This window comes from Neobacillus sp. YX16 (genome assembly GCF_030123505.1).
Classification (GTDB): domain Bacteria; phylum Bacillota; class Bacilli; order Bacillales; family Cytobacillaceae; genus Neobacillus.
In genome coordinates this window covers 613,552-638,543 of the sequence record NZ_CP126115.1, presented here as the reverse complement: position 1 = coordinate 638,543, position 24,992 = coordinate 613,552, and the positions used below count along the sequence as shown (strand labels likewise).

20 protein-coding genes and 1 pseudogene are annotated in these 24,992 nt (G+C 37.1%); 3 read left to right on the top strand and 18 right to left on the bottom strand.

From position 1 onward, the window contains the following. Nucleotides 1-143 precede the first annotated feature (143 nt). Both QNH48_RS03145 and QNH48_RS03140 read left to right on the top strand, forming a co-directional pair. On the top strand, nucleotides 144-386 hold the full coding sequence (locus QNH48_RS03145; RefSeq protein WP_283953730.1) for a hypothetical protein: 243 nt from the start codon (nucleotides 144-146) through the stop codon (nucleotides 384-386). Nucleotides 387-692: 306 nt separating this feature from the next. Beyond that, entirely contained in the window at nucleotides 693-1,877 is a 1,185-nt protein-coding gene (locus tag QNH48_RS03140; protein WP_283953729.1) for an ROK family transcriptional regulator, read from the top strand. 88 nt (nucleotides 1,878-1,965) lie between these two features. On the opposite strand, the gene QNH48_RS03135 is transcribed toward QNH48_RS03140, so the two are convergent. The 8 genes and pseudogenes from QNH48_RS03135 to QNH48_RS03100 all read right to left on the bottom strand — a co-directional run bounded on the left by QNH48_RS03135 (nucleotide 1,966) and on the right by QNH48_RS03100 (nucleotide 11,619). Beyond that, entirely contained in the window at nucleotides 1,966-2,913 is a 948-nt protein-coding gene (locus QNH48_RS03135; RefSeq protein WP_283953728.1) for a glycoside hydrolase family 43 protein, read from the bottom strand. Nucleotides 2,914-3,247: 334 nt separating this feature from the next. Further along, on the bottom strand, nucleotides 3,248-5,053 hold the full coding sequence (locus QNH48_RS03130) for a glycoside hydrolase family 2 protein (RefSeq protein WP_283953727.1): 1,806 nt from the start codon (nucleotides 5,051-5,053) through the stop codon (nucleotides 3,248-3,250). 22 nt (nucleotides 5,054-5,075) lie between these two features. Beyond that, nucleotides 5,076-6,839 (bottom strand): glycoside hydrolase family 2 protein, encoded by a 1,764-nt coding sequence (locus tag QNH48_RS03125; RefSeq protein ID WP_283953726.1) that lies wholly within the window; start codon nucleotides 6,837-6,839, stop codon nucleotides 5,076-5,078. 29 nt (nucleotides 6,840-6,868) lie between these two features. Continuing rightward, nucleotides 6,869-7,291 carry a hypothetical protein gene (locus QNH48_RS03120; protein WP_283953725.1) on the bottom strand — a complete coding sequence of 141 codons (423 nt, stop codon included), beginning with the start codon at nucleotides 7,289-7,291 and terminating at the stop codon, nucleotides 6,869-6,871. 59 nt (nucleotides 7,292-7,350) lie between these two features. Beyond that, complete coding sequence (locus QNH48_RS03115) at nucleotides 7,351-8,187, bottom strand: carbohydrate ABC transporter permease (RefSeq protein ID WP_283953724.1); 837 nt, start codon at nucleotides 8,185-8,187, stop codon at nucleotides 7,351-7,353. Nucleotides 8,188-8,199: 12 nt separating this feature from the next. After that, nucleotides 8,200-9,066 carry a carbohydrate ABC transporter permease gene (locus tag QNH48_RS03110; protein ID WP_481858481.1) on the bottom strand — a complete coding sequence of 289 codons (867 nt, stop codon included), beginning with the start codon at nucleotides 9,064-9,066 and terminating at the stop codon, nucleotides 8,200-8,202. A 205-nt stretch (nucleotides 9,067-9,271) separates the two neighbouring features. Beyond that, complete coding sequence (locus QNH48_RS03105) at nucleotides 9,272-10,540, bottom strand: extracellular solute-binding protein (RefSeq protein WP_283953722.1); 1,269 nt, start codon at nucleotides 10,538-10,540, stop codon at nucleotides 9,272-9,274. A gap of 128 nt (nucleotides 10,541-10,668) precedes the next feature. Then, nucleotides 10,669-11,619 (bottom strand): annotated as a pseudogene (locus QNH48_RS03100) (glycoside hydrolase family 43 protein). A gap of 437 nt (nucleotides 11,620-12,056) precedes the next feature. Between QNH48_RS03100 and QNH48_RS03095 the strand changes: the two are divergent. Then, the gene (locus tag QNH48_RS03095; RefSeq protein WP_133371442.1) at nucleotides 12,057-12,218 is read left to right on the top strand and encodes a DUF3934 domain-containing protein; all 162 of its coding nucleotides are present in this window, start codon (nucleotides 12,057-12,059) and stop codon (nucleotides 12,216-12,218) included. A 123-nt stretch (nucleotides 12,219-12,341) separates the two neighbouring features. Here the strand turns inward: QNH48_RS03095 and QNH48_RS03090 are convergent, their stop codons facing one another. From QNH48_RS03090 to galT, 10 genes are all read right to left on the bottom strand, one after another. Further along, nucleotides 12,342-13,100, bottom strand: coding sequence for an NRDE family protein (locus tag QNH48_RS03090; protein ID WP_283953721.1), 759 nt, complete (start codon nucleotides 13,098-13,100; stop codon nucleotides 12,342-12,344). A gap of 105 nt (nucleotides 13,101-13,205) precedes the next feature. Next, nucleotides 13,206-14,228, bottom strand: coding sequence for a galactose/methyl galactoside ABC transporter permease MglC (gene mglC, locus QNH48_RS03085; protein ID WP_095247875.1), 1,023 nt, complete (start codon nucleotides 14,226-14,228; stop codon nucleotides 13,206-13,208). Nucleotides 14,229-14,241: 13 nt separating this feature from the next. Beyond that, nucleotides 14,242-15,744 carry a galactose/methyl galactoside ABC transporter ATP-binding protein MglA gene (mglA, locus tag QNH48_RS03080; RefSeq protein ID WP_283953720.1) on the bottom strand — a complete coding sequence of 501 codons (1,503 nt, stop codon included), beginning with the start codon at nucleotides 15,742-15,744 and terminating at the stop codon, nucleotides 14,242-14,244. 183 nt (nucleotides 15,745-15,927) lie between these two features. Further along, nucleotides 15,928-16,992 carry a galactose/glucose ABC transporter substrate-binding protein MglB gene (mglB, locus tag QNH48_RS03075; RefSeq protein WP_283953719.1) on the bottom strand — a complete coding sequence of 355 codons (1,065 nt, stop codon included), beginning with the start codon at nucleotides 16,990-16,992 and terminating at the stop codon, nucleotides 15,928-15,930. Nucleotides 16,993-17,201: 209 nt separating this feature from the next. Continuing rightward, on the bottom strand, nucleotides 17,202-18,788 hold the full coding sequence (locus QNH48_RS03070; RefSeq protein ID WP_283953718.1) for a response regulator: 1,587 nt from the start codon (nucleotides 18,786-18,788) through the stop codon (nucleotides 17,202-17,204). Further along, nucleotides 18,763-20,247 (bottom strand): sensor histidine kinase, encoded by a 1,485-nt coding sequence (locus QNH48_RS03065; RefSeq protein ID WP_283953717.1) that lies wholly within the window; start codon nucleotides 20,245-20,247, stop codon nucleotides 18,763-18,765. Before QNH48_RS03065 ends, QNH48_RS03070 begins: the two co-directional genes overlap by 26 nt. 2 nt (nucleotides 20,248-20,249) lie before the next feature. Then, nucleotides 20,250-21,245: a sugar-binding protein gene (locus QNH48_RS03060; protein ID WP_283953716.1), complete on the bottom strand. Its 996-nt coding sequence runs from the start codon at nucleotides 21,243-21,245 to the stop codon at nucleotides 20,250-20,252. A gap of 141 nt (nucleotides 21,246-21,386) precedes the next feature. Continuing rightward, nucleotides 21,387-22,376, bottom strand: coding sequence for a LacI family DNA-binding transcriptional regulator (locus QNH48_RS03055; RefSeq protein WP_283953715.1), 990 nt, complete (start codon nucleotides 22,374-22,376; stop codon nucleotides 21,387-21,389). 3 nt (nucleotides 22,377-22,379) lie between these two features. Continuing rightward, nucleotides 22,380-23,438 (bottom strand): aldose epimerase family protein, encoded by a 1,059-nt coding sequence (locus QNH48_RS03050; protein WP_283953714.1) that lies wholly within the window; start codon nucleotides 23,436-23,438, stop codon nucleotides 22,380-22,382. Nucleotides 23,439-23,510: 72 nt separating this feature from the next. Beyond that, a complete protein-coding gene (gene galT / locus QNH48_RS03045; protein WP_283953713.1) occupies nucleotides 23,511-24,992 on the bottom strand; it encodes a UDP-glucose--hexose-1-phosphate uridylyltransferase in 1,482 nt (493 codons plus the stop codon).

Genomic DNA, 24,992 nt, shown 5'->3' with positions numbered 1-24,992 from the left:
GTATGTATCAAGCTAAAGGTCTTTATTAAGTTATTAGCTTATTGGCATCCATGAAGTGTAGTTACAAAAAAATGTTTATATTTTTCGATTTATGTATAACCTATGTTCGAATGTAAGCTAGAAGTAAATTTGGAGGTGTGGTTATGTCAGAATTAGAACCTTTGGAATACGAAACGGGAGCACCGATTCGAGATTATGATATTATTGAAATTAAGAACAGTGCCAATGGGTATGAAGTCCTGCTCGATATAAACTTAGACAGTGGGTATTCATTGGTAAGAACTACATTAGAAATAACACACGAAGATTTAGAAGGATATGAAACCAACCAAGTGGAAGAGGGTATTAAATATGCTTTGGGCTTCTTCGGTACTGAATTGCACTGAGGTTGCTAGTAACTCAATCAAGCAAAATAGTTTTAGGTACACTAAATGAAACAACTTTTAGTTAAAAAGCAGCGTTCCGCTGCTTTTTTATTTTCACTGAACCAATACTAGCATGTCAGAAACAGGAAATTGGATGTTGCTATCTAGTATTTTTCAAACGTTCCATGTGATATTATTATTAAGAGTATGATTTTAATCTTTAATTAATAATTACTATCTATCTTTGCATAGAATTCAAGTGTATATGAAGCTAAAATCGAAAAGGCGTGATGTATTTTGAGTTACGTTACCGGAAGTTTTGAAAGAATGAAGTCACATAATCAATCAACAGTTTTAAATATGATTCGTTTAAGTGAACCAATTTCAAGAGCAGAAATTGCAAAACTAACCAATTTAACTCCACCCACTGTCAGTTCATTGGTCAGTGAATTAATAGAAAAAAATCTTATTACAGAAGAACAATCCACTAACTCGAAGGCAGGTGGCAGGAAGCCTATCATGCTTCGAATTAATTACTCTGCCCATTATATTTTAGGTGTGTATGCTGCCGCAGAGGTTGTACGTGTCATATTGACCACTATGGATGGTAAGATAGTATCTGATTATAATAATGATATTACCGAACTCCCATCCAAAACCGAATTTATTAATATGATAATTGATAATATCCATTATATCCTGAATAAAACATCAATTGAGAAAGATCTCATTCTTGGAATCGGTTTTGCCATGCATGGTTTAGTAGATCCTGATCAGGGTTTAGCTATTTTTTCCCCTCACTTACATCTTGAAAATATTCCTATAAAAGTTAGTTTGGAAAATGAATTCAATATCCCTGTAATTGTAGAAAATGATGTTAGAGCCTTAGCAATTGCTGAAAGCTGGTTTGGTCAAGGTCAAGGGGACTCAGATTTTATCTGCCTTAGCGTTGGTCGAGGTATTGGTTCAGGTATCTTTATAAATAATGACATTTATAAAAGCACCTTTAATACTGCTGGAGAAATTGGACATACAATCTTGGATATAAATGGTCCAAAATGCCAGTGTGGTAACAATGGCTGTTTGGAGGCTTATGCATCTGAATCAGCTATTCTTAGCAAAGTAAAGAAAGAACTAATTACTAATCAAGATACACTCCTTCATAATTGGGTCAGAGATGGCAGCGACGAACTCTCAATAAAAATGGTCTTTAAAGCTGCTAAACAAGGGGATCCCTTTGCTAAATCAATACTTGAGGACGCTGGGAAATCCCTTGGTTTAGCTGCTGCTAATATGATTAATATACTAAAACCATCGAAACTGATTTTAGAAGGAAGTTTGTTTGAGGAAGGAGATTTTGTTAAATCTCCACTCATAGAAATGATTGGAAAATATACTTTTAAAAGTTCCCATGAAGAAATACTAGTGGTATGCTCAAAATTAGGAAAAACCGGTATGGTATTGGGAGCTGTAACATTAATTTTACGGAAAATGTTTAAAACGACTGATTAATAATCCTACCCCTACAAAAGGGATGCACCCATTCATTTAGATGGTGCATCCCTTTTTATGTTAACTTTTCTCTTAATTAGAATGTTTATTATTTGGTGACAGGCACCACTATTCCGTTTTCCCTTTCTTCCACTTTGATAAACAAAGGCCTTTCACTTCCATGAGGCGTATCTGGATAATGTGTGCAAATAAACAGCTGTCCGCTAAGGTCACGGAATAGACTGGAATGCCCTGCATTGCGGTCAAGTAATAATTGCTTATCGTGAATCCATTCCCCTGTAATTTCTCCAGCTTTTGACCTCACTATGGCTACTGTATATCCACCAAGTCCATTGTCCCCATAATTCGGAACAGAGTAACTCGACCATAGCATTACTAGTTCACCACTTTTAGCCATGTACATAAAAGGGGCATCTGTTAGATAACCTGTTTTTTCAATCCGAGGATCGCCAAAGTGACGTATCCAAGGCATCTGAGCTGCATTTAAAATTTCGATTGGCTTACCAACAGACCTTTTAAGATCTTTTGACAAACGGATTGCCTTGATTCTGCCCTCATAAATTTGGGTCCACTCATGGCAAAATACCATCCAGCGTTCTCCGTTTTTGTCCTCAAAATATGTCCCATCCAAGCATTCCCAATCATTTGGCGTTACTGGACCTTCACTATGAGGAACATACGGACCTGCAGGGTGGTCGGAAACTAAAACTCCAGTCCCTCTATGCTCCCCTATTCCACCTTTAAAGGACGCAAACATATAAAAGCAGCCATCAATTTCAAATACTTCCGGCGCCCAGTACTGTCTTACTCCCCAAAAGCCCTTTGGGGGCTGGAATGCAACATAAGGTCCTTCCCAGTCTTCGAGATTATTACTGACATATACCTCAAAAACTGGATCTTGATCACCACATCCATCAGCAAATGTAGTACCGAAAAGATAATACTTTTGTTCCTGTTGAGAAGTAAAAATAAAGGGATCTCTCATCTGTATGGTCTCAGTTTTCACCTTATTAATCGTACGAAATCCTATTTTCATTTTATTTACCTCGATTTATTTCGTAAATTTGTACTTTGTTGCCCATTTATAGAGCTCATCTTTTTCTTAAATATATCACTTTGACAAACATGACAAGACCTCCCTCATTTCTAACTAACAAAAAAAAAATCCTTTCTTAAAAGGCGCTGAATACTAAATGAATAATTAGCTTCTAAACGATCTTTTTAGAAAGGGCTTTTATTATGTGTCATTTATTTGTAGTAACACAGAATATTATTGAAAATTCTTAAAACCTTAATCACTAGTCTTGATGAATGAAAACAAAAAATTGCTAATATCCATCACAGTCGAAGAATGACAACATACTACAAATTTAGATTTTCACAATATTCGAATGCCACATATCATTTATTTCTCTAATTTCTTCTAACGCACATTTCGGTTCTCGATTATAGGACAATAATCCGTTTATCTCTTGCTCTACATCAGTTAATTGCGTATAACAATATCCGTGTAAAGCTTTTGAAGAATATACGGCTTCCATTACCCTTCGATAGTCTTCAATGAACTCTTCTTCATTTTTGACTGAAGTATATCCCCAGCCGCTTTCTTCACCAACTTTGAATCCAATACCACCAAACTCTGTTAACAAGATTGGTTCACCCCTGTGCTCAAATCCATCGGCATAAATTCCACGGTTCGCAGGTTTAGAGCTGAGAAGGGCTTCTTTTGTAGACATCGATTCTTTAAAGGCTTCATATTTTGACTTTTCCTTGTTTGTTCCATGGCTATAATTATGAATAGCACAGATATCCGTTTCGGTGAGCTCCCAGCCATCATTCGATATCACTAAACGGGTTGTATCTAGCGAATGAATAAGATGGTACATCGCTAAAGAATGGTGCTGCTGCTGCTTGTTTCCTTTAATATAAGGTACTCCCCAGCTTTCGTTAACCGGAACCCATGCCACTAATGAAGGATGGTTATAATCACGTTCAATGATTTCGATCCACTCTCTAGTTAATCTCGCAACTGCATCCTCGCTATAGGATGGTGAGGCAGCGCATTCTCCCCAAACCAAGAAACCTAATCGATCTGCCCAATAAAGGAAGCGGGGATCCTCAACTTTTTGATGTTTTCTACAGCCGTTAAAGCCCATTTCTTTTGACAGTTCAATATCCTTTTTTAAATCTTCATCAGATGGAGCGGTTAATAACCCTTCCGGCCAATAACCTTGGTCAAGAACTAATTTTTGATAGTAGGGCTTATTATTTAAATAAACCATTCCATTTTCTATATGGACCTTTCTCATACCGAAGTAAGAGTCTACTTCATCTATAATCATTTGAGATTCTTCATCTTTCAACGTTAACTTGATATCAAATAAATTTGGTTTTTCCGGTGACCAGTTCCAGCCATTATTATGGAATGAGGTTCTGAATATCTGTCTGTTATAAAGGTTAATGGCACGTTTCTGATAGGATTCAAATACCTCGATAGAATCTTTAGCAATCTTTTCACCTTGGAAACTAATTTCAATTTCTACCTTTTTGTGAATAAAATCACCTAAGATATCAAACTCAACAATTACATCTCCACGATCGATGTCTGGTGTTAGTCTTAATTTTGATAAACTTGTAGGATTAACTGGCTCCAGCCAAACTGTCTGCCATATTCCAGTGGTCCTTGTGTACCAAATTGCAGCAGACTTTTCCACCCAGAATTGCTTGCCTCTAGGAATGGTTTCATCTGCTGAAGGATCCTCCACTCTCACAACAACCGTTTCAGTACCCCAAGTTAAATTATCAGTAATATCTAGCGAGAACGAAACATGCCCCCCTTCATGGAAACCTGCATACTGTCCATTTACGTAAATCCATGCACGGTAATCTACAGCTCCAAAATGCAAGACCACTCTCTGGTCATTCCACTCTTTAGGCACTAAAAATTCACGGCGATACCATACATGATCATGGAAGGAAGTATCATTAATTCCGCTTAACTTCGTTTGATAGGCAAAAGGAACATTAATTTTTCGATCAAAAGTATTTTCATTTTGAAACCACTTTTCCTTTAATCCAATATTTTTATCGTCAAAAGCGAAGTCCCATTCGCCATTTAAACTTAGCCATTCTTTTCTTACCAATTGCGGTCTAGGATATTCTGGTCTGAAATTCATTTGTATCTCTCCTTAACGATTTCTACAGTTGTTTTCTATTTATTTCTCTTATTTTTTCAAGGCTTACTTTCGGTTCCCTTGATTCAGTGAGAAAGCCATTAACTTCCTGTTGTACATCAGTTAATTGTGTATAACAATAACCGCAAACATATGGAGTTTCCTGAATAGCTCGGGTAATTTTTCCTACCCGATCAAAGAACTCTTGTTCAGATTTCACCTGTTTCCCGTAGCCCCAGCCGTCTTCTGTCGTAAAAGCAACTCCACCAAATTCACTAATTAAAATAGGCTGGCCCTTATATTCATAGCCTTCAGCCATGCAAAACTTATCATTATTATGAGCAATACCATTGTTTGTAATTTGGTCTTTGTTTTTGTATCTTTCAGAAAATACCGCTCCACTAGATTCATAATCATGTAATGTAATAATATCTGATACAGTATGCTCCCATCCATCATTCACAATAACCGGTCGCATTGAATCAACTGCTTTAGTCAAATAATAAATACCTTCAGTAAAGCGCTGCTGCGATTTATCTTTAAAGACATTTCTTATCCCCCAAGATTCATTAAACGGTACCCAAGTTACAATAGAAGGATGGTTGTAGAATTGGTTTACGATATCGATCCATTCTTTCGTAAAGTTTTCAACCGCTGTGTCGGAATAATCGTATGTGGATGGCATTTCCGCCCATACAAGTAATCCTTTTACATCACACCAATAATAAAAGCGCGGATCTTCAATTTTTTGGTGCTTACGTACGCCGTTATATCCCATTTCTTTAATTAGATCAATGTCTTTAACAAGCGCTGCATCAGAAGGTGGAGTTAAATGGGATTCAGTCCAGTAACCTTGATCCAAAATTAATTTTTGATACACTGGAGTATTATTTAATAATACATTCCCATTATAGGTAGAGATTTTTCTCATACCAAAATAGGATTCTACTTCATCAATTTGTACACCGTTTTGATAGAGTTTAAATGTTACATCATATAAATTCGGGAATTCAGGTGTCCATAATTGTATTTTCCAATCATGGAATTCATGAAGTAAATTCAAATTTAACTTTGAATTCTCACGATCCATATAGATACTCGCTTTTCTAACTACATGTTTATCAAATGAAATAACAGTTTCAACCATTACTTCCTCGGATGCCGGAACATTTACCGAAAATTCCAAATCAATTGAATTCGTATCGACATCAGGAGTCATTTTTACACGATTCAAGGAAACCTTTGGAATAAATTCCAACCATACCGTTTGCCAAATACCCGTTGTTTGTATATACCAACAGCCGAAATTTTCATCCATCCAGCGTTGTTTTCCTCTAGGTTGATGACAACTTTGGCTATCTTCGACCTTCACGACAATCGTATGTTCTCTAGAATCATTAAGCTTGTCAGTAATATCTAGTGAAAAGGCACTGTATCCTCCATCATGTTGGCCGGCAAACTCTCCATCTACCCATACCTTTGTCGTGAAATCCGAAGCTTGAAAATGTAAAATCGTTCTCTTATTTTCACGATTTATGTTTGTAATTGTTCTTCTATACCAAACGATAGAGTGAAATGCCTCTTCGCCGATTCCGCTCGCTTCGGTTTCATAAGTAAATGGAACATTAATGGTATTTGAGAATGTTGTGTTTAGAAACCATTTTTTCTTTTCTCCAATATTCGAATCATCAAATTGGAACTCCCATTCACCGTTTAGGTTCATCCAATCCTTTCTAACAAACTGTGGCCTTGGATATTCATTTCTTAAAAATTTTTTAGATAATGCCATGAATTAATGCCCCCTCTTTTCAAAGTTTTTTAAGCTGTTTTTTGTCCAACCATATCAGACAGTTTCACTATTGATTTATTTTTTGCTAGTGCTAAAAGTCCAGCGGATAAAAACATCAAGGAACTAAGGATGTCCATCAGGAAGTAAGAAGCCAGCCCGATGATGAACAGCCAAATTGGTACTTTAACCGTTACCTCATTATCTTTTAAATTTTTTGCTACAAAAAAGTTAATCAAGCCTATAGCAATGAATAGCATTCCAAAGGTAACTGAAAACATGTATAAACTGCCAAATACCGACTGTAAGGCTTCTACCTTGGCGAAGGATGTGTCTTTTACACCAAGTCCTTGCTTCTTTATATAAGAAGCGTAGAATAATATAGTTATCAACCCTGTTATCATTTCCCATATAGCACCGATGTAGATGAGCTTTCTTTCTAGTTTTCTAGTCACAATTTGGGTCCTCCTTTACCGTGGAAACAGCAATTCCTAACATAACAATGTAAACCCTTCTACCCCTTAACCCCTGAAGATAAAGACATAGATTCCAAAAAGTATTTTTGCGTAAATAAATACAAGATAAATGTTGGCACCATTGCAATTATTGCAGCAGCAGTTGAAACTCCAACAACACTCTGATACATCCCTTGCAGTAACTGTAACCCAGGTGTAATTGGCATTTTTTCGATATCATTAAATACAATCGAAGGCCATAGGAAGTCGTTCCAGGCTCCAGTAAAGGTAAACAATGCTACAACAGTTAATATAGGTTTTATGAGAGGAAGTATGATTTTGATGAAAATTTGAAATTCTGAAGCTCCGTCCACTCTTGCAGATTCATCAAATTCCTTTGGAATTCCCGACATAAATTGCTTAACCAAAAAGATATTAAACACACCAGCGGCTCCTGGTACGATAGCAGCTAAATAACTATTCACCCATCCAAAGGAGTCAATAATTTTATAAAGTGGAATTAGGTTTACAACACCAGGAAACATCATTGTCGCCATTAAGAAAACAAATAAAGCGTCTCTTCCCTTAAACTTTAATCTAGAGTATCCATAACCAGCCAAGGACACGACAAGTAGAACCAAGATGGTTTGTGATACTGCAATAATCATAGAATTCATAAACCATTTTGCTAATGGAGCACTTGAATTATTAAATAACATCTGTTGGTAATTTTCCATTACCCAATGTACCGGTAAGATCGTAAAGCCCATAGATTGAATATCAGCCTCAAGTTTAAATGATGAGAGAAATGCATAAGCCAATGGGATTACCCAAATTAGAGCCATAATGAGCAAAAATAGAAAAGCTACTATTTTTGGAGCAGATAGTTTCTTCATCGATAGCACCCCCTAATCGCGTTGTCTTAAAAAGAAGAATTGGATAAGCGAAACGAGCATAATACATAACCCTAAAATTACTGCCATTGCAGAAGCAATACCTGCTAAGGATTGTCCTGAACCAAAAGCATTTGACTGAATATACATTAATAAAACGTGGGTCGAACTGCTTGGCCCGCCTTTCGTCAACATGAGCGGCTGCCCATAAACGTTAAATTGAGCAATGGTCGTAATGACAATTGTATATAATAGTTGTCCCTTTAGACTAGGAAGTGTGATTTTAAAGAACTTCTGAATACTTCCCGCCCCGTCAATCGAAGCTGCTTCATAATAATCTTTCGGAATTCCATTTAACGCAGCCTGGTAGATAATCATGTTTGCCCCAATACACCACCACACTGTAACAATTACTAATGTCATCCATGCATATGGCTGAGTAGTTAACCACGGTGTATCTACTTTGAGGAAGTGATTAAATGGTCCAAATGATACGTTAAATAACATCGTAAAAACAATCATAACGGCTGAAACAGAAAACAATGTTGGCACATAAAACAACGCTTGGAAAACCTTAGTCCCTTTCGGTTTAGCATGTAAACCAGATGCTATCAGTAATGGAATAATAATACACGCAGGCACTGAATATAAAACAAATTTAAACGTATTCAATAAACCCGTATGTAACTGAGTATAAAATGTGGAGTCTTTATTAAACAAAATCTCTTTATAATTATCTAAGCCTACAAAGTCAGCTTGACTTATTAAGTCCCAATTCGTAAAAGAGATATAAATACCAAAAACCGTAGGAATTAAGAAGAATATTAAAAATAGGACTAAATGCGGTCCAACATACATAAGTGGAGATAACCTAAATTGCATTTTCTTACCTGTGGCACGGTTTAACGACGGGGACCTATTCGGCTCCTTGCTAACCTGAGAAATATTCATACACTTCTACTCCTATTCTCTTTTTTCGAATAGAGAGAGAATTCCTATTGGTCAAAAATAGGAATTCTCCATTTGTTACACCTATACTCAAAAACTATTATTCTATTTCACATTCTCCTAGAGAGAATCATGCCTATTACTTTTCATTTTGAGCAATTTTATCTTCTACTTCTTTTTGAGCCTTTTTAAGTGCTTCTGGAATTTTCACCTTTCCAAACGCTGCGTCACCAGCAATCTTATCAATTGCATCAACGACAAAGCCGTTGTACTTGTAATCAAAGATTTTAAGTGTCGCCATTTGCTTCTCATCTTTAACTAAGAAAGTCTGTGGAAGCTCTTGGACTTTTGCATCATCTACGTTTGCTAATGATGCTGGGTTTTGTCCTGCTTCAGCCCATGGGATAGAGTTTTGTCTTAAATAATCAAGAAACTTAAGAACGCCTTCTGTTTTTTCATCCGTTCTTTCTTTGCTGTTGAACATAACGAATTGGTGGGAAGAAGACCAGTTTACAACTTTATCAGCTGAAACTTGAGGGAAGTTTGTCATTCCCCAATTTAGAGTTTTTACTTCATTTAAACTATTTTGCATCCAAATTCCTTCTGGCCAGAAAATAGATTTTCCTGATTTAAAGATCTGTCCTGGATCTTGACCATCTTTGTTTGTATATTTTCCATCAACAAGTGACTTTAGTAATTCTAATGCTTCTGCTGCCTCTGGTGTATCAAGTGTAGGTGCTTGCCCATCGCTTGTGATGTCTCCACCTAATTGGGCGTAAATGGATAAGAAGGTTGGTCTCATCCAAGTTAATCCCATTGCATCGATTTTATCTTTTCTAGATAAATCTCCTGCTGCTTTAATTTCATCAAATGTTACAACATTATCGTCTAAAGCATTAGGAGCATATTTTTCAACTAAATCTTTGTTATAGTACATAACAAAACTGTGTACATCCAATGGAAGTGAGTATCTTTTCCCATCTATATTACCAATATCCCAACCAGCTTTAACGTAGTTTTCTTCTTTGATGTCTGAAAAGTTACTTAAGTAATTGTCATATGGTGTCAGCATTTCATTATCCACATACTGCTTGATTCTTTCAGCATGTACGATTGTAACATCAGGAATGTTTTTTCCTGAGTTAACAACTGTCGGAATTTTGGTATACATATCCCCTTCTTTCATGGAAATATTTTTAACTTTATATTCAGGGTTTGTTTTATTGTAATTATCGATAATTTGCTGCATGTTTTTTCCATCTGGACCTGTAAATACATTCCAAAATACAAGTTCTTTTTTATCTTTGCTTGATGAACCTGACGTACTGTCCGAATTACAGCCTACTAACGCAAGAGCTAATGTTAGGATTAGCGCAAAACAAAATATTCTTGACATTTTCTTCTTCATCTTCTTAATCCCCCTATTTTTAATTATTTTTTTTAACAGGCAGTTTTACTCCCCTTAACACTCATGAATAAAAGCATTTACACAAAAAACTTAATTTTCCAAAAATTTAAAAAAGAAAGATACTATTACTATTTCATTTTTTGTTCTGTAAATGATGGACCTTCAACCTTCAGCTTTCCACCTTCAAAATACAACCTATCAATGTTCATCTGTCTATCTCCACTAGGAACAACCGGAACTGTATGGGTATGATAGACCGCATAAAGAGTTTTATTATCCAGCCCTTTTGTTACACTATTATGCCCTGGACCTGAGATTCCATTTTTAAGATCCTTTGACAAAATAGGATTCTCTTTTGCTTTTTTAAATGGACCTAAAGGATTGTCAGCTACTGCATACCCAACCCCGTAATCCTCGCTAGCAAAGTAGTTTGATGAATACATTAGGTAGTATTTGTCCTCGTGTTTCAATACAAAAGGTCCTTCATTCCACTGATAATCACCATTCAGTCCTTCCCATTCTTGGTCAGGCTGCAGCAATAACTGTGGTTCACCTATCAAACTAGTAAGATCACTATCCATTTTTTGGACTAATATTTGACTGACATGATTATCGTCTATGATATTTTCGGAACAATCTTTAACATAATAGAAATAAGGAGTTCCATCATCTTCAATAAAAATATGTCCATGGATATATTAACCTTCTTGTTTAATCAATTCAATACTTACATCTTTAAATGGACCTAAAGGATTTTTACTAACAGCCACGGAAATTTGCAAATGTCCTTCTTCATTGCGAGCACTGTATGTCATATAAAACCGATTATTATGTTTAACCACTTCGGGAGCCCAAAAGTCCCCAGTCGCCCATTGGGTAGATTGTTCATTACTATCATAGACTAAACCTCTATCTTCCCAATCAACCAAGTTATCCGATTGCCAAGCCCTAAATCCAATTGTTGGGGCAGAAGTTGCATACATGTAGTATCTATCTCCATCTTTTAAAACGAAAGGATCACCTATATTGGTCATTCCCCCGACTGGATTCGTGTATGTGATTGTCTTTACATTTTTCATTGAAACTAGAAACACCCCAATTCCTAGCAAGAATAAAATAAAAGCAAAAGATATAAAAACTATAGTCTTTGATTTACTTATCTTCCCTAACATTTCTCATCCCCTTAAGTTATTTCATTGTATCCCCCCATTATTGTTTGATAGTTTTTCATTTTAATAAATTCAAATGTTTGCGCTTTCATTTCGTTGAAAATAATAAGTAAAATTTTATAGTAAATTTTACTATGATAAAAATATATACTTTTGACACTAAACATGTCAATTATAATTAATTAATTTAATTAATAAACTAATTATTAAATGTTAGTTGAAGGAACATAATATGAAGAATTAGATTTTTGGTTATTTAATAATGGGGCTCATCATCATAATTGAAACTTGTGTTATAATGAGCCAATGCTATTCAGTTCTACCTACATTAATTTTGGAGTGATATGATGACGAAAGCTAAGGCTAAAAGTGGGATAGGCAGAGGAACAGGTAAAAAAGGCTGGAATCGTTGGCAAGCTGGTGCGAACAAAGCAAAAAATGCTAAACCTTATGTCAGCAAAGGAACTAAAAGAGGGGATACAGCAAAAACAACCGATGAATCTAATTAATGATGGTTCTTTTTTGACTAGGGCTTTCTTCCCCTTCAGTCCCTTGTAGTCTAGGCAAATTACTATTTAATCAAACGTTTGATTAGTTTAGAAACCGAACTAATCAAACGTTTGATTAGTTTTTTATTTCAATTCAATTGTATATTTTTGAGTATTTACCTCGTTAAAAGTGAAAACTCGTTCCACATAGTGAATTTCTTTTTCATCCATTAATAAAACGGTTGAACTCCTTGTACCATATCCTTCACTTTTGATAAACATCGATGAAAGCATTCTTTCCAATTCTAATGAAACCCCCGTTTGAGGTAGTTTTTCATCTGGTGCCTGATCTGCTTTTTGAAGAAGCGTTAATAGAGGCTCAACATAATCCTCTTGATTACTTTTCAAAATAGCGGCTAACCCGTCTTTGCCAGCTTGTACTTTTGGCCATTCTGTATTAAGTAAATGATTGCTGACACCATAAATCCCTGGAGCCACTTTTATTAACTCCTGTCCAACATTGGAATAATAGTATAGCTCATCACCATCCCCCGCTAACAGGTTATATCCAGGGTACCAGTCATTATTTCTAACTAGACTCTGCATGTACTCCTTGATATCGCCTTTGTACTGCAGAGCATTTGCCACTAATTCTCCTCTTGAGCGTTTTCCCTCCGTAACTTCCATCGGATTTCGATAATTGGTCAAAGCTGCAAACCTTCCCGATTTGGTAACACCCATCCAAGTACCCATTTTTTCTAAATCCCGTCCGGCAAGGATTTCGGAATCATCCTCCCAAAAATGAACAGGAGCAGTCGGTCTCTGATAAAACTCATCTCGATTAGCCGCAACCATTAGCTTGTACTTTGGATGAACCTTATAAGCAAATAAGATTAAACACATTGAATCCCCCACCTCTTTTGAAAAGATCATTGAATATATTCTAGCAGTAAATTCCCTTGTTTGAAAAAATAAAAAGACACTCCCATTTGGGAATGCCCTCCACTCTTATTTTTTCTTCGCATGTTTCCGCATATCAAATGCAACTGCAACGATGATAATAGCGCCCTTAACGATAAATTGGATGTATGGACTTACACCGAGGAAAGCTAATCCGTAGTTAATAACTTGGAAAATAAGAACCCCAGTTATTACTCCCGGAACAGTTCCAATACCGCCTGATAGTGATACTCCACCGACCACGCAGGCTGCAATGGCATCTAACTCGTACATATTCCCCGTATTGTTGGTTGCACTTCCAACTCGCCCTGCCTCTAAGGTACCTGAGAACCCATAAAGCAGACCGGCAATCATATAAATAATAATGATATTTTTTGCCACGTTAACGCCGGAAACCTTTGCTGCTTCAGCATTTCCGCCGATTGCGTACATATTCTTACCAAGCTGTGTTTTATTCCATACCACCCAAATAATGAATGAAAAGGCAATTGCATATAAAATCAGGTATGGAAATTCATATTGACCTATTTTAATTCCCTTTTGCGCGAATGTGGTAAAACTCTCACTTAATCCACCAATCGGCTGCGCACCATATGGCGGACGGTCAAAGTAGATAGAAGTGACTCCGTAAACACCAATCATCATACCTAGTGTTGCAATAAATGGCGGTACGTGAAACTTTGATACGATAAATCCATTTAAAGTACCAAATAGTCCTGTTACAGCCATTGCAATTAAGATAGGAATAAACAAAGGCAATTCTGGAAGGTTTGGATACATTTTATAAGCATAATCACCTGCTTGAAGCAGAGAAGCAGAGACTACTGCTGCAAGTCCGACCATCCGCCCGGCAGATAAGTCCGTCCCGCCTAATATCAGGATACCTGCTATCCCAAGTGCAATAATAATCCTTGAAGATGACTGACTTAAGATATTAATCAAATTGGTCATGGATAAAAAGTCAGGAGATGCAAAGACAATCCCAACAACAAGTAGAATTAAAAATACATAAATAACATTATCAAACAGCCATTTTACAACATTAGACTTTTTTGTGGCCTGAGTATTCATTTTGCTTCTCCTCCTAATACAACGCTGCCAGTCGCATAATCTCTTCTTGCGTGGTTGTCTTTGTTTCTACGATTCCGGCTGCTCTTCCATTACTCATTACTAAGATTCTGTCTGTAACACCAAGAAGTTCAGGCATTTCTGAAGAAATCATGATAATTCCTTTTCCTTCAGCTGCTAATTCGTTAATTAGCTGGTAAATTTCAAATTTTGCTCCAACGTCAATTCCCCTTGTTGGTTCATCCAACAATAGTACTTCCGGTTTTGTTAGCAGCCAGCGGCCTATGATTACCTTCTGCTGGTTACCGCCAGAAAGACTTCCGATTGGCGTTTTTTGCGATGGCGTCTTTACTTTCATTGAATCGATAACCCATTTTGTATCATCATGAACTTTGCTTTCTGATAGAAACAACCCTTTTCGATACTGAGGCAGGTTGGCAATAATGGAGTTAAAGCTAATGCTTAATTGTGGATAAATCCCCGTTGTTCTTCTTTCTTCCGTAACTAGTGCAAAGCCATTTTTTATCGCATGCTGCGGCGAATGATTCTGTACGACCTTTCCATTTAACTCAATACTTCCTGATTTCAGTCCTCTGATACCGAATAGTGCCTCCATAACCTCGGTACGTTTGGAGCCTACAAGACCTGCAACACCTAATATTTCTCCTTTTCTCAATTCGAAGTTAATATTAGAAAATGACCCTTCTGTTTCGGCCGTTAAATCCTTAACTTTAAGGGTTACAGCTCCAGGTTGATTGATCTTTTCTGGGAAACGCTGTGACAAGTCACGGCCAACCATTAGCTTAATGATTTCGTCTGTTGTTAATTCCTTTGCGCTTTTCGTTGCAATATACTGACCGTCACGCATGATTGTTACTTCATCTGAGATTTTTAAAATTTCTTCCATTTTGTGAGAGATATAGATAATCGCTACGTTATCACTTTGCAGCTTTCTAATAATAGTAAATAAATGATTTACCTCTTTTTCAGTTAGAGAGGATGTTGGTTCGTCCATTACAATGAGCTTTGAATGATAAGAAACAGCTTTTGCAATTTCCACCATCTGCATCTCTGAGACTGACAGGCTTCCTACTTTGCTTCGCGGGTCAACTTTGATGTCGAGACTTTTAAAGATTGCTGCCGTATCCTCATACATCTTTTTTTCATCAATAAAGATTCCTTTTTTCGGATACCTTCCCAGCCAAATATTATCCATTACATTTTGCTGACGGACTTGGTTCAGTTCCTGGTGGACCATGGAAACTCCGCTTTCAAGGGCTTGCTTAGAATTTGCAAATGAAACCTCTTTACCGTCCAGCAGAATTTTTCCTTCATCCATTGAATAGATACCGAATAAGCACTTCATTAATGTTGATTTTCCTGCACCATTCTCACCCATTAAGGCATGTACTGACCCTGCCTTCACTTTTAGGGAAACGTTGTTAAGAGCCATTACGCCAGGAAATCTTTTCGTTAAATTAATCATTTCAAGTAAATTGGCTGAACTTGCCTCTGACATACTTAAACCTCCTTGCCTAACCATTTAACATGCATTTTTTATATAATAAAATTTGATTTCATCAGTCCTGTTTCAAATAATTAACTTGAAACATTGCCCCGAACGAAGGAAAAGAAGTAATCCTTTTCCTTCGTTCGAGGAGCGCCATAGAGGCTATCCTCGGACTAGGCGCTTCCGCTTTTCTTACTTGTATGCGTCTTTACCTATTTGGATATTTTCTTTTGTAACCTCGATGTAAGGAACTCGAACCGCTTTAGCGTCGTCTAATTTCCACTCAGTTCCTTCCAATACGTCCTTACCGTTTGCAGCATTTGCAGCAAGTTCAACGGTGGCTGCACCTTGGTTTTTCGCATCATTTAAGATTGAACCAACCATTTTTCCTTTTTCAATCATTTCAAGTGCTTCTGGTATCGCATCTACACCTACTACTGGCATAAACTTATCACCTGAGAAGTACCCTGCTTTTTCAAGAGAAGCAATGGCACCTAATGCCATACCATCGTTATTCGCAATAACAAATTCGATATTTTCGTTATATTTTGCAATCCAAGCATCCATTTTTTCTGTTGCTTTCATTGCATCCCACATACCTGTATCTAGAGCTAGTTCATCTACCGCAATACCTTTTTCCTTCAAGGTATCAACAACAAACTTAGTACGCGCTTCTGCGTCTGGGTGCCCTGGTTCACCTTTTAATAAAACGTATTGAAGCTTTCCATCACCATTTTTATCCCATTTTTCTTTATTTGCTTCCCAAGCCTTAGCGATTAATTCACCTTGAAGTACACCTGATTCAGATGAAGTTGTTCCGACATAGTAAGCTTTTTCGTAGCCTTTTAATACACTTGCATCTGGCTCTTTGTTAAAGAAGATAACAGGAATATCCTTTACTTTTGCTTTATCAATGATGGTTTGTGCTGCTTTAGGGTCTACAAGGTTGATTGCCAGTGATTTTGCTCCTTTTGCGATAAGCGTGTCTACTTGTTCAACCTGCTTGGCTTGGTCATTTTGAGAGTCATTCAGCATTAAGTTCACTTTTCCATCTGCTGCAGTTTCCATTGCACGACGAACATAGGACATAAAGTTGTCATCGAATTTATAAATGGTTGCACCCACTGCTGGAAGGTCGCCGTCCTTGCCTTTTCCAGAATCCGTTGAACTTTTTTCTGTACCGCCGCAGCCAGTCGCTAATAGAATACTAGACGCAACTGTTAATGATAGAATTAACCCTTTTTTCTTTTTAAACATGTCATCCTTCTCCTTTTGCTAGTTAGTAAAAGCTCTGGTAAACTTCGCTTACCTTTACCTTATTGAAAGCCCTTACACATATATTAGCACCGGGTGATTTCGTTCAATAGTTCTAACCTATAGCACTAATTTGCGTTTTCCTAGACTTTTTTGTTCACGTAAAAAAAGACCAATTCATTTACGAATCAGTCTTTGTTACTATCATTCAATTAACATACCGTTTCCTTGCGAAATTCGGTTGGGGATAAGCCCGTCTGTTTTTTAAACACACGGCTAAAATAATTCGGGTCCTTATAGCCGACAGAATAGCATATTTCTTTTAAACTCTTAGCAGCATCCACCATTTGCAGCTTTGCCTGTTTTATTCTTATTTCGGTTACGTAATCGATAAAGGTCATCCCAAATCGATCTTTAAATAATTTACTTAAATAAAAGGGACTTAGCTCCACATATTCTGCTACGTGTTCCAACGTAATGGACTCTGCATAATGATTTTCAATATATTCTTTTGCCTTATGCAGCATTCCCTTCGCATGATTGTTCCTCCAAAGCTGAACATGCTTGACAACTGCCAGTAAATTAGCTTTTCCTTTTTCTAGAATTAAGTTACAATCCTCTACCTCGCCAATCGTCAAGGAACCTTCAAAGTGTATCCCTAAGTCATGCATCATTCGTGAAAGGAGAATAAAAAATTCATCAAAAGATTTTTTCACTACTGCAGCCTTTAATGCTTTGTTACCGGTCAGTTTGGTTACAAACGAATCAAATAAAAACATAACTTGATTTAGATCACCTTGTCGTACACCATCCAGCAATTTTTTCTCTATTTCCAGCACATCCGAAACGGAAGGCAGCTCACCGGCCCCTTGTTTACTGCTAAATAAATATTTTCGGTTTGAAGTTTTTAATAGCTGCTGTAAAGCAACTACCGCTTCATGATAAGATTTATTAAGCTCATGGCCATGACTATATGGGAGTCCTATCCCTATTCTTAAATCCGCATTTATTTGGCTTTTTTGAAAAGAACTAAATAGACTCTCAATGGTATGCTGTGCATTTGTTTTAAAATGCACCTTTTCCGGTAGTTCTTTACAAAGGAATAATACAGGTACTTGAGAATCTGTCATTGGTCCTACCATGACTTCTTCCTTTTTCACTTCTGTTTTCAAGACATCCTTAAGCCATAAATAATAGTTTTGCTTTAGTTGTAAGTGAAATTCTCCTTTTTCCTTGGGCAAGAGGGAAAACAGCATTATATAACCAGAAGTAATTTCTACCCCTAACAACTGACTCCATTCATCAAAGGAAATATCTTGGACTTGGTTTAGGATTAATGAAGACACCCACTCTTTCTGGGCTATGGAAACGGCACGGTCTAGGTTCTCCATCAAGCTTTGCTTTTCTTTCATAGACCTGCGCTCTTCAAATATCTCACCTGAAACACGCTGTAAACTCTCGAGTATATCCTGTTTTCTACTAGGTTTTAAGATATATTCTTTTACACCCTGCTGCATAACTTCCTTGGCATATTCAAACGTATTAAAGGCTGAAACCATGATAAATCGAATGCATGGATCAGTGCTTTTGATTTCCTTAACAGCTTGAACTCCATCTATTCCGGGCATTTTTATATCCATAAAGATGATATCAGGCTTAAGTTCTCTAGCCATTTCAATCGCCTTTCTTCCGTTAGGCGCCTCACCAATTACCATTACGCCCTCAGAAGAGCTATTAATAATCCTCGTCAATGCTTTTCGCTCTAGAACCTCATCATCCACAATTAGAACTTTCAACAAACTCTTCTCCTCCTTTTGCAACGTTTGGAATGGTCAGTGTAAACTTTGTCCCTTTACCTAACTCTGAATGTATTTCAATAATGTCTTTTTGATTGTAAAAAAGCTGAAGCCTGCGAATTACATTTTTCACGCCTATACCAGTCGAATGACCTTTTGATTTATTGTGTTCATATACTTCTTCCATTTCTATTCCGCTAACATAGTTTAGCAATCTATTTTGGGTGATTTCATCCATTCCATCCCCATTATCTACTATTGCCACATTAATCCTGTCATTACTTTTGTAAATATGAAGTCGGATCTCTGCATTTTCCTCATACGATTCAACACCATGTATGAATGCATTTTCGATTAATGGCTGAAGTGTTAAACTAGGAATTTCTATATCCAAACAATCCTCTTCAATTTCGGTAATGAATTGAATCCGGTCTCCAAATCTTGTTTGTTGAATAAAGAAGTACTCTTTTACAATAGATACTTCGTCCCTTAGAGTGGCAGCTTTATTCAAATCGCCGCCTAGGTTATAGCGCAGTAATACTGCAACAGATTCAATTAATTTAGAAGTATGCTCCGCATCCTCTAGGTAAGCCATTTTTGAAACCGTATTCAAAGTATTGAATAGGAAATGTGGATTAATTTGGTTTTGAAGACTTCTTAGCTCCATTTCTTTTAGGAGCTTATCAAGCTCCGATTTCTGCTTTATTTCTTTTACCAATTGTCTAAGATTTGAACGCATTTGGTTAAAGGTTTCGGTTAAGGGCTTTAATTCATCCTTGGTCGTTATCTTAATATCTTCACCTGAAAGATTACCTTTTGATATTTGCCGGGCTGCCTCGGATAATAGCGTAATTGGTTTTGTAATACCGCCTGAGATCCAAAGAGCAATCAATGTACTAAGAAAAAAGGCAGAAGAGAAAAGGGAAAAAGACAATAATTTATAATAATGATTTTGCCTTTCCATTTGATCATAGAAATTTTGATAGTCTGTCAGCTTATTATTTAGGAGTGCAAGCGTACTTTCTTGAAGGAATCCTGCTATTTTTATTGCTTCGTTTAAGTGGTTCGAATAATCGTTAATATTGTCTTTATGAAAAGCTTCTATCGTTGCGTCACATTCTTCTAGAAAGCTGTTTATCATATTTTGGTAGTTAATAACTGCCATATCATTCGATTTCATTTCTTTATTGAAAAGCCATTGGTCATTCAGCAACTTAGATTTTTCAAGGTTATAGTCTTTTAAATAGGTGCTTTCCTTATCTAGCAAATACCCCTTCAGGTTTTCCGTAATTACGGTAGTTCTTTGTGAGATATCATTTAACATAAGAAACCGTTCAAAACTATCATCATATTCATTTATTAGGTTTTCACTACTTTGATAAAAAAGGACGCCAACAGAACTTAACAGCACGACAAGGACAATGAAATAGAGTAATAATTTCGATCGAATTCGAAATAACATGATCAGTATTCCTCCCCCATGGCCCGATGAATATCAGGTAAATCTTCTTCTCTCATAATCCGAGTATTCGTGTGAATAACGGGAGGAACCTTCTTGCCTTCAATTAGATCTATCATCATTACTACTGCTTCGTAGCCCATTTCAAAAGGTTCTTGGACCACCGTAGCTTTAATCGTACCTTTCGTAATGTACTTAAGTGTTTCGGGCAATGTATCGAATCCAATAATATAAACTTGATCCGGCTCCCTAAACTTATCTACTACTTGAGCAATTCCTATTGCATCTAGTGCACTTGTTCCATAGAACGCATTGACTTCAGGGTAATCCATCAATATTTGATAAGCCTTTTCTGCCGCTCGAACTCGACTAATTTCAGATTCTTCTACCGTAATAATCTTTATTCCCGCTTCAGTTTCCACTGCGTCACGAAAACCCTGAACACGCTGCTGCTGGTGGTTCGCATAAAATCTCCCGGTAATAATGGCCACGTTTGCCTGACCAATTGTATCTTCAATTAAAGCTTTACCTGCCAAAAAACCAGAATAATAATTGTCAGTTCCAATATAAGCCATCCGGTTACTATTGGCCGCATCTGTATCAATGGTTATGACAGGTAGTTTTTCTACGACTCTATTAATTAACGGTGTGAATTGCTCATCACTCAAGCCTTGAGTAATAATACCATCCACTTTAGAAGCCATTGACATTTCAATCGTTTTTAAATGTTCATCGATATTACCCTGCTTCGGTCCAGCATATTCCAATAATACACCATGTTCCTCCGCAGCCTTCTGTGCCCCTTCTTCAACAAGCCGCCAATAATCATTGTCAAGCTCCTCTGGAACCAGCACAAAATGATAATTATACTTTTCTACTGTTTTATCCTCTGCAGGCAAATCATGGCTAACAACCTTGTAGCCATAAAATACAGAAAAGGCACAGCTCACAAGAAAAAACCAAATCCCAACACCATATGCCACCTTAGTCAACCTGCTCATAAAACAACTCCATTACATCTCCAGTCTAGATAAAAAATATTATACGGAATATACCAAAAATCGACAATGCCAAATGGTGCCTGTCACCATAAAAACACAAATGTCCACCTCAGGTGGACATTTGTGTTTTTATATCAATTTTTAGGAGCTGCTGTCTCTTATGATGAGTTGGGTGGAAATGGTTATTTTTTTGGCTATTTTCCGTCCTTCGAATCTTTCTACCAGGGTGTTGACGGCTGTTTCTCCCATTAGTTCAGTAAATACTTTCACCGTGCTTAATGATGGAAAGACATATTTGGAGATGCTGATGTCGTTAACGCCGATGATATTCACTCGGCCTGGAACAGGAATCCCTTCTTCCAATAGAGCCCTGAGTGCTCCAACTGCCAGAGAATCATTCGCTGCAAAGAAAGCGGTCGGCAGGTTTTCCCCATGCTCATGAATGGCTTTTTTCATGAGTGAATGACCGTCGTCAACGGAAAATGAACCAACGTACATAAACGCTTCATTCATTATCCCTTTTTCTGCCAAATAGGATTTGAAGGTCACTTCTCTCAGGTCTTCGATGGTCGATGTCTTATCCCTGAATACTTCTCTTCCGCCAATATACCCAATCTTCTCATGATCGTGTTTTAAATAATGATCAATGACCTTTTTAGTCGCCTTTTCAAAATCAATCACAATGGAATCAAATTTTTCTTCATCGGGTGAGATATCCACAAAAACGATATTATTTGTGATGGATACCATATCCTTTATTTGTTTATTGCTAAATTTCCCGATTGCGATAAGACCTTGAATCTCATCCTGTTTTAAATCCGCATAGTTGTCTTGAAAGTACTTAGCTACAGAAAAGCCCATTTGTCTGGATTGATTTTCGACACCCAAACGAATCGACATATAATATAAATCTTCTAATTCTTCTTTTTCTGTATACCATTGTAAAAGTGCAATTTTCCCGGTCTCTAGTTTTCTAGCTGGTTTCTTTTTATAGGAAAGCTGCTCCGCAACCTCAAATATCCTCTTTTTTGTTTCATCACCAACAGATAAAGAACTATCATAATTTAATACGCGGGATACCGTTGCGATTGAAACTCCTGCTAATTCTGCAATATCCTTAATTGTCGCCATTCATTAAACTCCTATTGTATTAGAAAAAAAGCGGTATTTTGTTGTGGCATGATATACTTCCTCAGGGTTTAAAACAATAGTTGGAAAATCAGGTTGGTTAATAGCATCTGGCAGTCCTTGCGTTTCTAGACACACACCTAAGTAGTTCCTCGCTCGAACACCTGCGATTGAAAAGGGACCTTCTAGTTGATTTGCTGTGTAAAGGACCACGCATGGCTGATCTGTTGTAACTAATAACGTCCTGCCACTCTCTTTTTCACTTAACACCACTGTATTTTCTCCCTTTTTTGTAAAAAGAAGCGGATGGTCATAACCATTGCCCGCAAGCACATTTTGTGGATAAGAGGATTTCATTCCCGTCTTCAACAAACGACCATGCTTAAAGTCAAAGGGGGTATTACTAGATTCAATCATTCTTCCAGTAGGTATTAAATCGGACCCAAGTTCTAAAAAGCAGTTACTTTCTAATTGTAGAATGTGCTCGGAACAATCTCTCTTTAAATTGCCGCTTAGATTAAAATAAGAATGATTCGTTAAATTCACGATTGTTTTTTGATCTGTCACCGCTTCATAGGAAATGCTCAGCTCATTTTGATTATTTAAAAGGTAGACGATGGTCGTATCCAAATTTCCAGGATATCCTTCTTCTCCATCCAAGCTCCGATAGAAAAATTTTAACCCTATAGCATTTTCCGTTTCAATGCTTTCCGTTTTCCAGATAACAGAATTAAAGCCCTTCTTACCTCCATGTAGATGGTTTGGATCCTCATTAGGGGTCACCCGGTAAACTTCCCCATCTAGTTCAAACTGTGAGTTGCTGATTCTTCCAGCCACTCGACCGACAACCGAGCCAAAATATGGGGCCAAATCAATATAATCTTCTACGTTCTCAAATCCAAGAACGACATTTTCAACGTTACCATTTCGGTCAGGGACCATTACTTTTGTAATGATACAACCGTAATTCAGGCATGAAACAGACATCCCTGAATCGTTGACAAGGGTATACTCCATTACTGACTCATCGTGATAACTACCGAATACTTTATCTATTATTTTCATTCTTTTTCCACTCCATTAATTCACTTCAAAGATATGAGCACTTATGCCATTCCAAGCTGTCAGCTGAATAACCTATACTAAAGACGAGATAAAGCGCTTGAACCCGGCTTTACCCTCTTCATTTCTCTTATAAACACCAGCATCTTCTAAGCATTTTAAAAACTTCTTACCGGTCTCTTCTCTCACAATTGCTTCTACGTTTGATTCTGTTGCAGCAGCCTGATACTCTTCTTTTAAACCTTTTGCCCAATCCAGATGATAGTCAGCAACGATATCAGTTTCTCCTAGAATGAAATGTTCGACCTCTTTAAGTTCGTCCTTCAAGCGTGCTGGTAAAACAGCCAGCCCCATTACTTCGATTAGCCCGATGTTTTCCCGCTTAATATGATGAACGTCCTGATGAGGATGAAAAATGCCAAGTGGATGTTCCTCACTCGTTCGATTGTTCCGCAGAACTAAATCTAATTCATATACATTCTGTTTTTTACGTGCAATAGGTGTAATGGTATTGTGCGGAGTATCGCCTGTTTTTGCATAGATTTCTACTGTTTCATCGCTGTAATTTCTCCATGTGGATAGAATATGTTCACCTGCTTCCACAAGTGGTCCAATTTCCTCAGAGCGCAATCGAATGACAGACATAGGCCATTTAACAATGGAACCACGGACATTCGGGAATCTATCTAACTCAAAACTCCAATCATCCTCCGCTTTTGCCATCGAAAATTCGTAATGTCCTCCCTGATAATGATCATGGGACAAAATGGAACCACCGACTATCGGCAAGTCAGCATTGGATCCAACAAAATAGTGAGGAAATTGCTCGACAAAGCTTAAAAGACGCTTGAAGGCCGCAGAAGTAATCTTCATATCCCTATGTTCCTCTGACAGCACAATACAATGTTCATTATAGTAAACATATGGAGAATACTGTAAAAACCAATTCTCTTCTAAAAGATTTAACTTGATCAAGCGGTGATTTGAGCGCGCCGGATGGCCAATTCTTCCTGCATACCCTTCATTTTCAACACAAAGCAGACACTTCGGATAGTCATTCTTTTTTGCGGCACGTTCACGTTCAATACTTCTAGGGTCTTTTTCTGGTTTCGATAGATTTATCGTAATGTCCAGTTCACCATATTCCGTGCTAACCTTGTACTCAATATTATTGCGAATCCGCTTCATCTGAATATAATTACTATTTTTACTTAATTCATAAAAAAACTCTGTCGCGGCTTGCGGATTTTGTTTATATTTTTCGTTAAATATTTGATTAACCGTTGATGGACGTGCCATAAAGCAGTTCATTATTTTACTTGCCAAAATCTCTTTTTCATCAAAAATATCTTCAATAATTTCTTGTTCACAGGCGTACTCTATAATCTGTTCAAGTAAATCAGGTGTCTCTAAAGTAGATTCTGCATCACATTCCTTAAACTCAACTAAATGTAAGAGTGAAAGAATTTGATTGCGAGCATAGATTTCATCCTCAGGCTCCATTAATTGAGCAGCAATGGCTTGATTGATTAATTGTTGGATTACTTGATAAATCAT